The following is a 15,069-nucleotide window of genomic DNA, read 5'->3' as shown; positions in this document are numbered from 1 at the left end:
TGTTATTCCGACGAGGATAAGGGTGACTGGCTGATCAGGCTGGGGCCTGACCTGTCAGAGCACGGTTGAGCAGCGCCTCAATCGGGCCTTGTTCAAACGGCCGCGGGTTGTAGTAAGGGCTGGCGCAGGCGATCTGCGCCGCTTCGGCCGGGCCGTTGGCCGGGAAGCCGATGTCCGCCAGGGCCAGTGGAATACCCAGTTTCTGATTCAGTGCGTACAACAAGGCACCGACCTCGCTCGCCTCACTCCCACCCAACGCGCGTGCAGCCCGTTGCAAAGGCCCGGCCGCTGCTTCGCGGTTGTAATGCGCGGCGTGGGGCAAGACGATGGCGTGTGCCTGGGCGTGGGGCAGATTGAACGTCCCGCCCAGGGTGTGACAGAGCTTGTGGTGCAAGGCCATGCCGACCGAGCCCAGGCAAATGCCCGCCAGCCACGCGCCATACAACGCCTGGCTGCGCGCCTCGGGGTCATCGGGATGGTTGACCACACCCGGCAAGGCCTGTGCCAGCGAGCGAATCGACTCTTCGGCCATGAAGCCGATGATCGGGTTGGCATCCTGGGCGTACAGCGCCTCGACCGCGTGGGCCATGGCATTCATGCCCGAACAGGCCGAAATGTGCGCTGGCAGGGTCAGGGTCAATTGCGGGTCGTAGATCACGGTCTTGGGCAAGACCCGCAGATCCCGTCCGGTTTTTTTCAGGCGATTTTCGGTCAGCCCGTAGATCGGCGTCATCTCGGAGCCGGCGTAGGTGGTCGGCACCGCCACTATGGGCAGGCCGGAATCCATCGCGATCGCCTTGCCCAGGCCGATAGTCGAGCCACCGCCAATGGCCACGCAGCAATCGGCATCCAGCCGCGCTGCCTCAAGGCGCGCCGCTTGCGCCACTTCCAGCGGAACGTGCATCACGGCCTTTGGATAGACACCGGCGGCACGATCACCGAGCAACGCCGCGACCTTTTCGCCGAGCCCGTGCTGTTCCGGTGTGGTCAGGATCAACGCACGCCGCGCACCCAGCCGTTCGATTTCCTCGGCCAGCGCCGAGAGCTTGCCCCAGCCGAACACCACACGGGTCGGCAGGCTTTGATAGACAAAGGGATTCATGACTGGCCTCAGCGCTTGTAGTACGGCGGGATGTTGGCGTCGACATTGACCCAGACCGAACGGGCTTCGGTGTAGTCGTGGATCGCTTCGAAGCCCATTTCCCTGCCATAACCGGACTGACCGACACCGCCAAACGGACTGCCCGGATTGACCCGTTTGTAGCAGTTGATCCAGCACATGCCGGCGTGAATCGCGTCGGCCATCTTGTGCGCGCGGCTCAAATTCTGCGTCCACAGGCCGCTGCCCAGCCCGTATTCGGAGCTATTGGCAATCGCCAGGGCTTCTTCGTCAGTGCTGAAACGCACCACGGTCACAAACGGGCCGAAGACTTCCTCCTGGCAAACGCGGTCACCGGGCTTGGCCTCGACCACCGTCGGCTCGATGTAAAACCCATTGGCCAACGCCTGGCCATCCGGTGCCTTGCCGCCGGTCAGGACCTTGCCACCCTGCTCGATGGCAATATCGATGTACGCCATCACCCGGTCGCGGTGCAGCGCCGACGTCAGCGGGCCCATTTCGGTGTCCGGGTCCAGCGGATCGCCCTGGCGAATGGACTTGGCCAACGCAATGAAACGCTCAAGGAATTGATCAGCGATGTCTTTGTGCAGAATCAGCCGCGAACCGGCGATGCAGGCCTGGCCCTGGTTGTGAAAGATCGCCCAGGCTGCGCCGTTGACCGCCGCGTCCAGGTTGGCGTCTTCGAACACGATATTCGCGCCCTTGCCGCCCAGTTCCAGCTGGATGCGCTTGAGGTTGCTTTTGGAGGCTTCGACGATCCGCCGCCCGGTGGCGGTCGAACCGGTAAAGGCAATCTTGCCCACATCGAGGTGTTCGGCCAGCGCTTGCCCGGCGGTATGGCCGAAGCCCGGCACCACGTTGACCACGCCTTTGGGGAAACCGACTTCCGTCATCAGCTCGACAATGCGCAAGGTCGACAACGGGGTGATTTCCGAAGGCTTGATCACGATGGTGTTGCCCGCCGCCAGCGCCGGGCCCATTTTCCAGCTGGTGAACATCAGCGGGAAGTTCCACGGCACGATCTGCCCCACCACGCCAATCGGTTTGCGCTGCACGTAGTTGAGAAACCCGGCTTCGACCGGAATCACCGAACCTTCGATCTTGTCGGCCATGCCACCAAAGTAACGGAAGCACGCCGCCGTGCGCGGCACGTCGAGGCCACGGGAATCGCGGATCGGGTGGCCGGTATTGAGGGATTCGAGCTGCGCCAGTTCCTCACTGCACGCTTCGATCCGGTCCGCCAGTTTGAGCAACAGGCGTCCGCGTTCGGCGGCGCCCAGCGCCGACCAGGCCGGGAACGCACGTTTGGCGGCGGCCACGGCGAGGTCGATGTCAGCGGCTTCGGCAGCCGCGATGCGGGTGATCAACGAGCCGTCATGGGGTGATACCACGTCGATGGTGCCGCCGGCGACGGCATCCACGAAGCGGCCATCGATATAGAGCTGATTTTGCATAATGGTTTCCTCGCACCGCGCGGCTGGCGCAGTGTTTGACGAAGTGATTGCTGAACGCATTGCCCGGCGCGAAGCCGGGCCGGACACGAGGTCCTAGAACTCGATCGGATACGGCTTGAGCTCACCGCTTTCGTAGCGTTGCGGCAGGTTTGGCGTGGCGTTTTCCCAGACCATCAGCATCGAGCGTTTGGTCGAGTAGCCCTGGTGACGGATGTCCGCGGGCATGGCGCAGATGTCGCCGGCACGCATGGTGATGCGCGCACGGGGATTGCCGTCGTCCTTGTCGCCGACGTCCCAGATGATTTCGTCGGACATCTGCAGGAACCACTCGATGCGGTCGTTGCCGTGGAACACCGGCAGGATGAACTCCTCGGTGGTCGGGCAGAACAGGCTGGCCTTGCACACCGAGGTCACCGACGGGTTCCAGGTCACGTCAGAGCGCGACAGGTACTTGAACAGGTTGAAGGCATGCAATTCGCCTTCGAAGCCTTCGGCGGCGTGGACCTCCGGTTCGTCCTGCGGCACATCGATGAACTGGCGGTTGACCGGCAGGTCGTCACGTAGCGGCGAGTCATCCTTAAGGCCCGGCATGCGTTTGGTGGCGATGCGCGAGCGCTCGATGGCTTCGATGTTGTTGCCGTTCTTGCGCCCGAATGCGCTGCCGGTTTCTTCCGGGGCGGCAAAGGGGTCGAAGGTGGCGTTGGTCCAGTCGCGCAGGATGGCCTTGAAGGTGGCCATGATCAGCGGCGTTTCGAAGTTTTCGGTGTAATTGACCCCGGCCGCCTTGAGCGTGCCGTTGAAGGTGCCGGCGTACAGGTCGACCTTGCCGTAGTAGTTGCGGGTGCCGATGACGTGGTCAAAGTTGACCCAGCCATAGAAAAAGCCCCAGGCCACGTCGCGCATCATGGCGCGCAGGAAGGCGTCGACCGGAATCAGGTGCGAGCGGGTCTGGCCCTTGGCCGGCCAGGTGATGCGGGCGAAATACTCGTCGCGCGACAGTTCGAAGGCGCCGAGTTTGAATGAGCGGTAGCCGGTGACGGCATGGGGCGCGCTGGCCTGGACTTCATCGTCGGCAAGGTGGGCGGTGTCGGCAGCGGTTTCAAGCATGGCCATGGCGGAATTTCTCTTGTTGTTGTGGGTTGGACGGTCGGCGTGGCAGATCACTTGAAGCAGATGTCGGCCCATTTCTCGACCGACAACGGGCCTTTGATGGTCTGCTGCAGGATCACACCCGGGCGGCTGGCTTCGAAGCGATAAGCGGTGCCGACCGGCAACAGGCACTGATGGCCGCGCTTGAGCAACACATAACCCATCGGTTTGCCTGCAGGTACGTCACCGGCCAGATGCGTGCCCTCGCCGGCTTTCAACGGCGCATCGAGCTTGAGGAAGTCCACGCGAACCTCACCGTCCATGACGATGGCGAATTCGTCGTGTGCTGCGGTGTACCAGGGCGACTGGCCTTCGGCACGGATGGATTCAACGACGTAGCCGAGGTTGAAACCCACCACGACTTTTTCATAAGGGAGGGATTTATCCGCCACTTCGAAAATGTTGGAAAAGGCATAGTGGCTGGCCTGGCCGCTGATGATTTCAACCGACCCTTTGGTGTAGTTGTCCAGCGAGCCGAAGACCGTTTCGATTGCAGCGCTACTCATGGTTTTCACCGTTTTGTTGTTGTAGTAACAGTGAGCCAACAGTACGTCGCACCCGCTCTGCGAACAATTAGAGGACCGGCGACAACAGTGTTTGCGAAACGCAAACACTGGCGTCATTGCTCAATCGCAATCCTTGTGGGAGCGGGCTTGCTCGCGAAGGCGGAGTGTCAGTCAACACAAATGTCGTCTGATACACCGCCTTCGCGAGCAAGCCCGCTCCCACAGGGTTCGTGTATGGGCTCAGCGGACCCAGCCACGTTCCAGCAAGGGCTTGTCCCAGCATGGTTCATCGCCGAAGTTGTCCACCAGAAAGTCGATCAACGTACGCACTTTCAAGGCCCGACGCTGGGTGGCGGGATACACCGCCGAAAAATTGAACGAGGACAGTGCGTAATCCGGCAATACCGGAATCAGCCGGCCGCTGAGCAAGTCATCGCTGGCCACGAGGGTCGGCAGGCAGACAATGCACACACCGGTCTGTGCGTAATCGCGCAGCAAATGCACCGAGTTGGAGCGCACCTGGCCCGGCAGGCTCAGCTCCACTTGCTCGTCGTCGCGGGTGAAGATCCAGCGGTTGCGTGACGGATAGCCTTCGTACAGGGCGATCTTGTGTTGCAGCAACTCCTGGGGATGGGTCGGTACACCGAACTCGCCGGCGTAATCGGGCGACATGCAGAACAATCGACGCACGCTGAACAGCTTGCGCTCGATCAGGGTTTCGGCCATGGGGGGGAACATCTGGAACGCCACGTCGAAGCCTTCTTCGATGGGGTCCACCACCCGGTCGTTGACGATCACGTCCACTTCGATGTCCGGGTACAAGCGCGTGAACTCGGCCAGCATGCGGCCGAAGTGACCGATGGCAAAACCCGGCAGCATCTGCACCCGTAGCTTGCCAGTGGGCTTGGCCCGCAGTTCGCGCATGTGTTCGGTCAGCGAGTTGAAGCCCGCGACCATGTCCGCGCATTCCTTGTAGTAGGTCTCGCCCACTTCGGAGAGCCGTACATGGCGGGTGCTGCGATGGAACAGCGGCGCATTGATGAATTGCTCCAGCTGTTGGATGCGGTGGGTGATCACCGAACGGGTCACGCCCAGTTGCTGGGCCGCCTTGGCGAAGTTGCCGGTTTCGGCAACCCGCACGAAGGCTTCGACACTGAGTAAACGATCCATGGGGCAGGTTCTCTGGATGTTTTTGTTCTTGTATGAACAGCGAGGTTAGCCTGTCGCTCCACTTCCAGGGCGAAAACCTGCCTGTAGGAGCGAGCCTGCTCGCGATGGACTTGAGAACTCCGCGGGGTGTCAGGTACCCAGCGTTATCGTTAACGTCCATCGCGAGCGGGCTCTCTCCTACAGGTCATGGCCGGGCGGACAATCGTCGCTGCATCGGGAACACCTGCCAGCCCAGGCGTTCGCTGATCAGTCCCCACACCCCTTGCGGAGCCTTGAGCATCATCACTACCGCAACCACGCCGAGGATAATCATGTACACCGCACCGTACTGCGCCAGGCAGCCGCGCAACACGAAGTAAATCAGCGTGCCAATCAACGGTCCTTCGAGGGTACCGATGCCGCCGATGATCACGATAAAGATCACCACCGCCGTCCAGTCCTGCAGGTTGAACGCCGCATCCGGAGAAATGCGCAGCTTTTGCAGGAAGATCAGCGCCCCAACCACGCCCGTACAACCGGCGGCCAGTACGTAGACCATCAGTTTGGTGCGGAACGTATCCACACCGAGGCTGCCGGATGCCGGCTCGGAATCACGAATCGATGCCAGGGCCAGACCCTGACGCGAGCGCAGCAGAAAAAACACGACGGCCACGGCGCCGATGGCGATGCCCAGTGCAGTGAAGTAGATCAGCGTTTCGCGCCCGTCCCGGTCATTGCCGATCTGCCGCACAATCGCTGCCGGCAGGCTTTGCCCCGACCCGCCACCCAGGCTGCTCATCTGCGCCAGGCCCAAACGGAAGACCTCCGCCACCACCCAGGTGCCGATGGCGAAGTAGGCGCCACGCAGACGAAACACGATCAGCGCCGTGGGAATCGCCAGCAACGCCACCAACACGCCTGAAAGCAGCACCGCGACCAAGGGCGGTACACCGAACTGGCTCGCCAGCATAAACAGCAGATAGCCGCCCAGACCGACGAAGGCCTGCTGCCCTACCGAAACCATGCCGGCGTAGCCCGCCAGCAGGTTCCACATTTGCGCCAACGCCAGGTAATAGGCGAACTCCACCACCAGGCGCAGGCTCGCCCGATCGGCCCACAAGGGTGCACTGAGCAAGATCAATATGCACAGGCCCAGCAACGACAGGCCGATGGTGCTGCTGGTGGTCGTGCGTTGTACGCGATAAGCGAGCGCGGGATTGTTCAAGGCATTCATCAGTCGACACTCCGGGGAAACAGGCCACGCGGGCGCACGACCAGGATCAGCAGAAATACAAGGTGGCCGGCGAGGATTTGCCAGCCGGGATCGATTTTTGCCCCCAGGGTTTGCGCAACGCCGAGAATCACCCCTCCGGCCAGCGTGCCCCACAGGCTGCCCAGGCCGCCGATGATCACCGCTTCGAAGCCGTACAAAAGCCGCGCCGGCCCGACCGTAGGGTCAAAACTGGTGCGGATCGCCAGGAACACGCCGGCAATCGACACCACGGCCATCGCCAGCGCCATGGCCAGGCCGAAAATATGCGCGTTGTTGACGCCCATCAGCCGTGCGGTGTGCTGGTCATCAGAGGTGGCACGAAACGCCCGGCCCAACGAGGTTTTGTAGAACAGCAATTGCAGGCCGCCAATGATCAGCAGCGCACTGCAGAACACGATCAGCGGCATCACGCCGACGCTCAGGCTGCCCATGCCGACGCTGGCCACCTCCAGGTCGCCTTGAGCCAGTTTCTGGCTGTCGGCGCTGAAGAATTCCAGCAGCACGTTCTGCACGATGATCGACAGGCCGAACGTCACCAGCAACGGCGGCAGGATGTCCGTGCCCAGCGTGCGGTTGAGCAACAGCCGTTGCAGCAGATAGCCGAAACAAAACATCAGCGGCACCACGATCAGCAAGCTCGCCAACGGGCTGAACCCCAGGTGATTGACCACCAGCAGTGCCAGGTACGACGCCAGCACGATGAAGTCGCCATGGGCGATGTTGACCAGACGCATGATGCCGAACATCAGCGACAGCCCCACCGCGAACATCGCGTACAGGCCGCCGAGCAACATGCCTTGAAGCAAAGTATTGAGCCATTCCATCACTAGATCCCGAAATACGCGGCTTTGATTTGTGCTTTGTCCGCATCCCCAGGCCGGCCGGTCAGGGACACGCGCCCTTCCTGGAAGCAATAGAAGCGGTCACACACACTCAGTGCCTGATTGATGTCCTGCTCGACGAGAATCACCGTGGTGCCGTCGGCCTTGATCGAGGGCAATGCGGCGTAGATGTCCTTGATCGTCGTCGGCGCCAGGCCCAGGCTGATTTCGTCGCACAACAGCAAGTGCGGGTTGGCCATCAGGCCCCGGCCAATCGCGACCATTTGCTGCTGGCCGCCAGACAGTGCGGTGCCCGGACGCTTGCGCAGTTTTTCCAGCACCGGGAACAGCTGATAGATGCGCTTCAGCGTCCACGGTCCCGGGCGTTTGCTGTAGGCGCCGATCAGCAGGTTTTCTTCCACGCTCAGGGACGGAAACAGCTTTCGGCCCTCCGGCACCAGCGCGATGCCGCGCTCCAGCACCTGATTGGCGGCCATGTCGCCAATGGCCTGCCCCTTGAAAGTAATGGCGCTCGGCTGGTTCTTGATCAACCCGGCCAAGGAGCGCAGGAACGTCGACTTGCCCGCACCGTTGGAGCCGATGATCGCCACGGTTTCACCCGCCTCAAGGGTCAGGCTGATGTCGAATAGCGCTTGAAAGTCGCCGTAGCCGGCGCAGAGTTTTTCGATGGTCAGCATGCGTCAGCTCCCGATGCCCATGTAGATGTCCTGGACCCGAGGGTCGGCCATCACGCTGCGCGGTTCGCCTTCGGCCAATTTGGCGCCGAAGTTGATCACCGTCAGGCGACTGACCACCGCCAGCAAGGCGTGCACGATGTGCTCGATCCAGATGATGGCGACACCCGACTTGTGGATGCCCTGAATGGTTTCCACCAGTGCCAGGCATTCCGGTTCGGTCAGGCCTCCGGCAATTTCGTCGAGCAACAACAGGCGCGGCTGGGTCGACAAGGCCCGGGCCATTTCCAGGCGCTTGCGGTCGAGCAAGGTCAGTGAGCCGGCCAGCACGTTGGCCTTGCGCATCAGGCCAGTGAGTTCCAGCGTCTGCGCACACCACTGGCTGGCTTCGTTGTCACGCAGCCGTGCACCGAAGGTTGCGCCCACCAACAGGTTCTCGAACACGGTCATTTTCACGAACGGATGCGGAATCTGGTGGGAACGGCCGATGCCCTGCTGACAGCGCTTGAACACAGGTTCGCGGGTGACGTTGCGGCCTTCGAAATGGATCTGTCCCTTGTCGGCCGCCACGCCACCGGCGATCAGGTTGAACAGCGTGCTTTTACCCGCGCCATTGGGGCCGATGATACCCAGGGCTTCACCCGGTTGCAGGGTCAGGTCGATGGCATCCGTGACCTTCACCGAGCCGTAGCTTTTGTGCACATCGGTCATTTGCAGAAGTGGTTGTTGCATGGTGCACCCGTGTCCTGTTGCGCGATCAATACGTAATGGCCTGCATCTCGCCGCCCAGCGGAATCGCCGGGGCGGTGGCATTGCTGGTCACGATCAGGTCGTATTTATTGTCCTTGCCCAGTCGCCACTGGCCGCTGACCAGAGGCGTCTTGGCGACGTTCTTCACCGGTCCGCCATTCCAGTTGATCGGGCCGACCACGGTGTTGAGGTGGGTCTTGAGCAAGGCATCACGGACCGCTTGGGCGTTGCCGATTTCTTCGGTGCGCTTGAGGATGTCCACTGCCAGTTCGAACAGGGCATGCACGAACCCCAACGGTTGCGTCCACTGCTTGCCGGTGGCCTGGGTGAAACCCTGGGCCAATTGGCCGGCACTGGCGCCGGTCAATGACGAGCTGAACGGGTGCGTCGGGCTCCACCAGATTTCGGTCGACAGGTTGTTGCCGGCCTTGCCCAATGCCTCGACTGCCGTCGGAAACAGCAATGCCTTGCCCACCGATACGGCTTTCGGATTGAAACCTTGCTGCCGGGCCTGGGTCCAGAACGTGCTCAGGTCCGGCGGGATGACCACGCCGGTAACGATCTCGACATCAGCCTTTTTGAACGCGGCGATCTGCGCGGAAAAATCGTCGGTCAGACTCTGGAAGCGGCCAGGGTCGACCAATTGAAAGCCCTTTTGCGCCAGTACCGGTGGGAACCCGAGCTTCTGATCGCCCCAGGCATTACCGTCGCCATCATTGGGAAACAGACCGCCCACCACTTTGTTCGACGGCATCGCGCCCCACATCGCGCTGTAAGTGCCGATCACATCTTCCAGGCCCCAGAAAAAGTGGTACGTCCACTCAAAGCCCTGCTCCGGCTTGCCGCCCCGGGTAAAGAACCACGGTTGCCACGGAGCCACCGTGGAGATGCACGGAATCTCGTTGATTTCGCACTGGTCGGACACCGGGTTGGTGGTTTCCGGGGTCGACGACACCAGCATCAGATCGACCTGGTCCGAGAGAATCAGCTCGCTCGCCACTTCCGCCGCGCGGTTGGGGTTGGACTGGCTGTCCTTGACGATGACTTCCAGGCGATAGGCCTTGCCGCCAACGTTGATCGAATTCTTCAGCACTTGCTTGAGCGACTCGATGATGTAGTTGTCGGCTGCCGCAAAGGGCGCCAACGGCCCGGTCTGCGGACTGACATATCCGAGCTTGATCACCCGCTCACCGCCGATGGCAAAGGTGAACGGCATGCTTGCCAGTGCCACGCCACCGGCGGCAATACCGGTACTGCGCAGGAAATCACGGCGGGAGAAGTCGCGGCCTAACAGGTTTTTATCGTTGTTGTCTGTCATGTAAGTACTCCAAAAGCCTGGACGAACGGGGTCGCCACGTGTGGCCGGGCCATCACGCAGGGTCAGGGATAAAGCAGGGAAATCCGTTTAGAAGAAGAAACTGACGTCGAACGACGCGACCACTTGCGAATCCTTTTCGCCGTCGGCATAGGCATCGCGGCCGGGGCCTGAATGGATGTCGTAGCGCAGTTCCGGGCGCAGGCGCACGTTGGGTTTCGGCGTCCAGGCCAGGTTGGTGGTGACGCCGTAGAAACTGCCCCAGGTCGGATCGGGTATCCCGGTGTTCGGGTCGATGTTGGCCATCATCACGTGGACCGGGGCGTCGGTGTAGAACCACTCGGCGCGGCTGTTCCACATCAGGTTTTCGCTGAGTTTGTGGTACCAGTTCACGTCCGTGCCATACCAGGTGGCGTCGTTCTTGTTGGCGAACCCGGCGAAGGCGCCCTGCTCCTGCTTGCCGTAGTTCAACTCCAGCGCCACGCGGTTGTTCGGGTCGAGCACTTGCGACAGGGTCAGGTAAGACGCCAGACGCTTGTAGTCGTCATCCTTGGTGCCCGCCGGCAGCGGCGAGCCACAACTGCATTCGGCGAAACTGTCGCCAGCGCCATTGCCATAGATGTTTTCCCAGTCGATCCAGGTGCCGAAGTCCGCCGAGCGCCAGCGCACGTTGGCGATCACGTCCGGCGAGTGATTGGGGTCCTGCAGGTTGTTCCAGCCCTGCACCACGCCCAGCTCGAAGCCGAGCATGCTTTCGCCCGGCTCCGAAGGCAGTTTGAACGAGTACAGTGCCCCGGCATGTTTGGCCGGGCCGTGCATGAAGGAGTAAGTGTGGGTGTAGAAGTCGGTCGGTGCCGGCGATGGCAAGGCGAAACCGATTTCGTTTTCCAGCGGCGTGTGGAAAATCCCGACCATCAACTCCGAACCGCCAAGCACGGGGAAGTAGAAGTTGACGTAAGCCTGGGCGACGGTGAACGCCGGATCTTCAGGCTTGTTGTCGCGGTTGACGCTCAGGTCTTCGTCCCAGCCGTAGGTCTTGAAGAAGCGCGCATCCTTCCCGTACAGCGCCGTGACGTTGAACCCCCAATCGGCTTCTTGCGGCATCGCGCCGGGAAACGGTCCGACGCGGCCGATCACATTGCTCTTGGGTTTCTTCTCCACGGCCAGGGCGAACTGGTTGAGGTTCACACCTTCGTCGGTATTGAAGAAGCTCTGCTTGCTGACGTCATCCGTGCCGTTGTTGTTATAGATCACTCCGGCCTGAGCCCAGCCGTAGATCTTGATCCCGTGTTCACGCTCAAGGCTGTCGCCGAAGACATTGCGCACCAGCGAGCCCATGGGATCGTCTGCTGCCAGCGCCATAGAGGGAAACAAAACGTCGGCACCCAGAACGGGCGCGAACAGGGTTGCTGCGCAAACCCATGCACGAATACTCATACCTGCCTTCCTTATTTTTATTAGGCGCCAATCCCCCGAAGGGGCATGAGGCCGAAAGCAAGGTATGACGTCTTGATGAGCCCTGGCTTGAGCTCCACCCGATCGTTGGCGGATCGTGGTGTTCGGCGTAATGGAGGCTACAAGCCCGCCACTGCACCAACAATTCCATTCTCGGCGACTTCAGTGTTTGCGTATTCAGAACAATGGCGCGGGTATTCGAATGCACTGAAGTTCAAACTGTGGGAGCGGGCTTGCTCGCGAAGGCGGTGGGTCAACCGACATCAATGTTGACTGTGCCATCGTATTCGCGAGCAAGCCCGCTCCCACAGGGTTAGCGATGTTGATCAGGCATTGGTGGTCAGTGGATAAAGCTTGTCATCGAACTGCGACAGCTTCGGGAATACCAACGGCTGATCATCACTCAGGTGTTGCAGGCGCTGGCCGTAATCAACCAGGAACTGCTGGCGCGCCTCTTCGCTGATGTACGGCACATGCCAGGCCACAAACGGCTCCAGCACATCGAAGCCGACGTAAGCCAGCGTGCCACGCAGGATCGGCCGCAGCATGTCCTCCAGCGGACCGTGGATCGCGCCCTCACCGAACATGTGTTCACGGCCACCCAGGGTCACGGTCACCAGCGCTTTCTTGCCGGCCAATCCACCCTGATCGTAGAAGCGCTTGCCGCCATAGCAGATGCCCGACACCAGCACCCGGTCGATCCAGCCCTTGAGCATGGCCGGGGTGGAAAACCAGAAGATCGGGAAGTTGAGGATCAGCAGGTCGGCCCACAGCAGTTTGTCCAGTTCGGCCTGGATGTCCGGCGCCAGCGACTGGCTCTTCACGCCCAGGCGTTGTTCCAGGGCGTAGACCAGGTACTCGGGGTTTTCCCGATTCGAGAAGTCGGCGTCGCTGGCCACCGGGTTCCAGTTCATTTTGTACAGGTCGCTGACCTGCACTTCGTGGCCCTGAGCCTGGAGGGTGGCGACGGCCTGGTCACGCAGGGCGGCGGTGAAGGATTGCGGCTCCGGGTGAGCGTGGACGATCAGTACTTTCATGGTGGTTCCTTAGACGTGTTCCAGCGTATCGGTTGAAGGTGTGCAAGCGCGTGTGGCCAGCAAGCGGTCGAGCCAGTCGGGGTCCATTTGCGGTTCGGAAGAAAACAGCAGCCCGGTGTAGTCCTGGTGCGGCGGGGTGAAGATCTGGCTGCGCGAGCCGTGGTCCACCACCCTGCCCCGTTGCATCACCAATACCTCATCGGCAATCGCCCGCACAGTAGCAACATCGTGGGTGATGAACAGGTAGGCGACACCCAGTTGTTGCTGGATGCGGTTGAGCAATTTCAGTACGCCTTCGGCGACCAGTTGGTCCAGGGCCGAGGTCACTTCGTCGCAGATGATCAGTTGCGGATCGGCCGCCAGGGCCCTGGCGATGCAGATGCGTTGTTTCTGCCCGCCCGACAGTTCCCGGGGTTGACGCTCCATGAAGGTCGCCGGGTCGAGTTCGATCATTTCCAGCAACTCGGCGACCCGTGCGCGCATGGCCTTGCCCTTGAGGCCCAGATAAAACGTCAATGGCCGACCGATGATATCGACGATGCGCTGACGCGGGTTCAGCGCCGTGTCGGGGATCTGGTAGATCATCTGGATGCGCCGCAGTTGTTCCTTGCTGCGTTGACGAAAGTCCGCCGGCAAGGGTTCGCCGTCGTACAGCACCTGGCCGTAAGTCGGCGGCAGCAAGCCGGTGATCAGCCGCGCCGTGGAGCTCTTGCCGCTACCGGATTCACCGATCACCGCCAGGGTCTGGCCGCGATACAGCTTCAACGATACGTCGTGCAGCACCGGTTGCCGGCCATAACTGGCGCAGCTGTTGCGCAGCTCCAGCAGCGGTTGCTCCTGTTGCGGGCAAGCCTTGGGTTCGGTGCGGAAACTGCGCACCGCCCACAGCGACTTGGTGTAGTCCTCCTGCGGGTCACCGAGCATCTTGCGGGTCTCGGCCTCTTCCACCAGTTTGCCGTGGCGCAGCACCATGATGCGGTCGGCCATCTGCGCGACCACCGCCAGGTCGTGGCTGATGTAGATCGCCGCGCTGCCATAGGTCGCCACGGCGTCGCGAATGGCGGCGAGGACTTCGATCTGGGTGGTGACGTCCAGCGCCGTGGTCGGTTCGTCGAAGATGATCAGGTCCGGGTGACAAGTCATGGCCATCGCGGTCATGACCCGCTGCAACTGGCCGCCGGAGACCTGGTGCGGATAGCGCTGGCCGATGGTTTCGGGGTTGGGCAGGCGCAGCACCCGATACAGTTCCACCGCCTCGCGCATGGCCTGGTCGCGGCTCATGCCGCCGTTTTTCACAGCGGTTTCGACGTGCTGGTCGATCAGCCGATGGGCCGGGTTGAACGAAGCCGCCGCGCTCTGTGCCACATAGGCAATGCGCAGCCCCCGCAGTTTGCGCAGGGCTTCAGGCTTGGCCTTGAGCAGGTCGATGCCGTCAAAGTGCACCGAGCCGCCGGTGATCCGGCAACCGTCGCGGGTGTAGCCCATGGCCGACAGGCCGAGGGTCGACTTGCCCGCGCCGGACTCGCCGATCAGCCCCAGCACCTCGCCCCGTTGCAGGGTCAGGTCGATGCCCTTGATCAGAGGATGCCAGGCGTCTTCGTAATGGCCTTCGATGTGCAGGTCGCGGATTTCCAGCAAAGGTTTTGCAGTCTTCATGTTCAGCACTCCTTGAGGCCGCTGGATTTATGCAGCATCCAGTCGACGACGAAGTTGACGCTGACCGTGATCAAGGCCACGGCCAGGGCGGGCAGCAACGGACTGATGTCGCCGAAGGTGATGAGCACGGCGTTGTCGCGCACCATGCTGCCCCAGTCGGCGGTGGGCGGTTGAATGCCCAGGCCGAGGAACGACAAGGCACTGATGAACAGGAACACGAAGCAGAAGCGCAGGCCGAACTCGGCAATCAGTGGCGCTGCGGCGTTCGGCAGCACCTCGCGGGTCACCAGCCAGCACAGGCCCTCACCACGCAGGCGCGCGGCTTCGACGAAGTCCTGCACCACCACGTTCATGGCCACCGCGCGCGACAGGCGAAACACCCGGGTCGCATCCAGCAGCGCAATCACCAACACCAGCGACGTTGCGGTGGTGCCGACCACGCTGAGGATCAGCAAGGCGAAGATCAGTTGCGGAATGGCCATCAGGATGTCCACCACCCGCGACAAACCCTGATCGACCCAGCCGCCCTTGATCGCCGCGATCAAGCCGCAGGACCCACCGAGCAAAAACGCCAACACCGTGGTGAGGAAGGCAATGCCCAGGGTGTTGCGCGCGCCATAGACCAGGCGGCTGAACATGTCGCGCCCCAGGTTATCGGTGCCCAACAGGAACTGCCCGCCCCACGGCTC

Annotated in this window: 14 protein-coding genes; all 14 read right to left on the bottom strand. The window is 61.8% G+C overall.

Going from position 1 to position 15,069, the window contains the following annotated elements:
- Positions 1–34 precede the first annotated feature (34 nt).
- A complete protein-coding gene (locus tag BSF40_RS17480) occupies positions 35–1,102 on the bottom strand; it encodes a maleylacetate reductase (protein WP_095966005.1) in 1,068 nt (355 codons plus the stop codon).
- A gap of 8 nt (positions 1,103–1,110) precedes the next feature.
- Positions 1,111–2,574: an aldehyde dehydrogenase family protein gene (locus tag BSF40_RS17475; protein WP_095966004.1), complete on the bottom strand. Its 1,464-nt coding sequence runs from the start codon at positions 2,572–2,574 to the stop codon at positions 1,111–1,113.
- Between the two features lie 93 nt (positions 2,575–2,667).
- A complete protein-coding gene (locus BSF40_RS17470) occupies positions 2,668–3,687 on the bottom strand; it encodes a hypothetical protein (protein ID WP_008053564.1) in 1,020 nt (339 codons plus the stop codon).
- A 47-nt stretch (positions 3,688–3,734) separates the two neighbouring features.
- Positions 3,735–4,229, bottom strand: a complete 495-nt coding sequence (locus BSF40_RS17465) for a hydroxyquinol 1,2-dioxygenase (RefSeq protein WP_095966003.1) — start codon at positions 4,227–4,229, stop codon at positions 3,735–3,737.
- A gap of 240 nt (positions 4,230–4,469) precedes the next feature.
- A complete protein-coding gene (locus BSF40_RS17460; RefSeq protein WP_095966002.1) occupies positions 4,470–5,399 on the bottom strand; it encodes a LysR family transcriptional regulator in 930 nt (309 codons plus the stop codon).
- A gap of 184 nt (positions 5,400–5,583) precedes the next feature.
- A complete protein-coding gene (locus BSF40_RS17455) occupies positions 5,584–6,612 on the bottom strand; it encodes a branched-chain amino acid ABC transporter permease (RefSeq protein WP_095966001.1) in 1,029 nt (342 codons plus the stop codon).
- Entirely contained in the window at positions 6,612–7,475 is an 864-nt protein-coding gene (locus tag BSF40_RS17450; RefSeq protein ID WP_095966000.1) for a branched-chain amino acid ABC transporter permease, read from the bottom strand. Before BSF40_RS17450 ends, BSF40_RS17455 begins: the two co-directional genes overlap by 1 nt.
- Positions 7,476–7,477: 2 nt before the next feature.
- Positions 7,478–8,170 carry an ABC transporter ATP-binding protein gene (locus BSF40_RS17445; RefSeq protein WP_095965999.1) on the bottom strand — a complete coding sequence of 231 codons (693 nt, stop codon included), beginning with the start codon at positions 8,168–8,170 and terminating at the stop codon, positions 7,478–7,480.
- A 3-nt stretch (positions 8,171–8,173) separates the two neighbouring features.
- On the bottom strand, positions 8,174–8,899 hold the full coding sequence (locus tag BSF40_RS17440; protein WP_095965998.1) for an ABC transporter ATP-binding protein: 726 nt from the start codon (positions 8,897–8,899) through the stop codon (positions 8,174–8,176).
- A 25-nt stretch (positions 8,900–8,924) separates the two neighbouring features.
- Positions 8,925–10,235 carry an ABC transporter substrate-binding protein gene (locus BSF40_RS17435; protein ID WP_095965997.1) on the bottom strand — a complete coding sequence of 437 codons (1,311 nt, stop codon included), beginning with the start codon at positions 10,233–10,235 and terminating at the stop codon, positions 8,925–8,927.
- 87 nt (positions 10,236–10,322) lie between these two features.
- Positions 10,323–11,669, bottom strand: a complete 1,347-nt coding sequence (locus tag BSF40_RS17430) for an outer membrane beta-barrel protein (RefSeq protein ID WP_095965996.1) — start codon at positions 11,667–11,669, stop codon at positions 10,323–10,325.
- A gap of 344 nt (positions 11,670–12,013) precedes the next feature.
- Entirely contained in the window at positions 12,014–12,724 is a 711-nt protein-coding gene (locus tag BSF40_RS17425) for an NAD(P)H-dependent oxidoreductase (protein ID WP_095965995.1), read from the bottom strand.
- A 9-nt stretch (positions 12,725–12,733) separates the two neighbouring features.
- On the bottom strand, positions 12,734–14,380 hold the full coding sequence (locus tag BSF40_RS17420; RefSeq protein WP_095965994.1) for an ABC transporter ATP-binding protein: 1,647 nt from the start codon (positions 14,378–14,380) through the stop codon (positions 12,734–12,736).
- 2 nt (positions 14,381–14,382) lie between these two features.
- A partial coding sequence (locus tag BSF40_RS17415) for an ABC transporter permease (RefSeq protein WP_095966208.1) occupies positions 14,383–15,069 on the bottom strand: 687 nt, incomplete at its 5' end.

Source organism: Pseudomonas sp. ACN5 (assembly GCF_002303975.1).
Lineage (GTDB): Bacteria > Pseudomonadota > Gammaproteobacteria > Pseudomonadales > Pseudomonadaceae > Aquipseudomonas > Aquipseudomonas laurylsulfatiphila.
Note: the sequence above shows the minus strand (reverse complement) of the source record. Positions and strands in the feature narration are given on the sequence as shown.

What these genes read in the sequence shown, in the direction of transcription:
- BSF40_RS17480 (WP_095966005.1), bottom strand. Translation starts at nt 1,102, where the DNA reads ATGAATCCCTTTGTCTATCAAAGCCTGCCGACCCGTGTGGTGTTCGGC.
- BSF40_RS17475 (WP_095966004.1), bottom strand. Translation starts at nt 2,574, where the DNA reads ATGCAAAATCAGCTCTATATCGATGGCCGCTTCGTGGATGCCGTCGCC.
- BSF40_RS17470 (WP_008053564.1), bottom strand. Translation starts at nt 3,687, where the DNA reads ATGGCCATGCTTGAAACCGCTGCCGACACCGCCCACCTTGCCGACGAT.
- BSF40_RS17465 (WP_095966003.1), bottom strand. Translation starts at nt 4,229, where the DNA reads ATGAGTAGCGCTGCAATCGAAACGGTCTTCGGCTCGCTGGACAACTAC.
- BSF40_RS17460 (WP_095966002.1), bottom strand. Translation starts at nt 5,399, where the DNA reads ATGGATCGTTTACTCAGTGTCGAAGCCTTCGTGCGGGTTGCCGAAACC.
- BSF40_RS17455 (WP_095966001.1), bottom strand. Translation starts at nt 6,612, where the DNA reads ATGAATGCCTTGAACAATCCCGCGCTCGCTTATCGCGTACAACGCACG.
- BSF40_RS17450 (WP_095966000.1), bottom strand. Translation starts at nt 7,475, where the DNA reads ATGGAATGGCTCAATACTTTGCTTCAAGGCATGTTGCTCGGCGGCCTG.
- BSF40_RS17445 (WP_095965999.1), bottom strand. Translation starts at nt 8,170, where the DNA reads ATGCTGACCATCGAAAAACTCTGCGCCGGCTACGGCGACTTTCAAGCG.
- BSF40_RS17440 (WP_095965998.1), bottom strand. Translation starts at nt 8,899, where the DNA reads ATGCAACAACCACTTCTGCAAATGACCGATGTGCACAAAAGCTACGGC.
- BSF40_RS17435 (WP_095965997.1), bottom strand. Translation starts at nt 10,235, where the DNA reads ATGACAGACAACAACGATAAAAACCTGTTAGGCCGCGACTTCTCCCGC.
- BSF40_RS17430 (WP_095965996.1), bottom strand. Translation starts at nt 11,669, where the DNA reads ATGAGTATTCGTGCATGGGTTTGCGCAGCAACCCTGTTCGCGCCCGTT.
- BSF40_RS17425 (WP_095965995.1), bottom strand. Translation starts at nt 12,724, where the DNA reads ATGAAAGTACTGATCGTCCACGCTCACCCGGAGCCGCAATCCTTCACC.
- BSF40_RS17420 (WP_095965994.1), bottom strand. Translation starts at nt 14,380, where the DNA reads ATGAAGACTGCAAAACCTTTGCTGGAAATCCGCGACCTGCACATCGAA.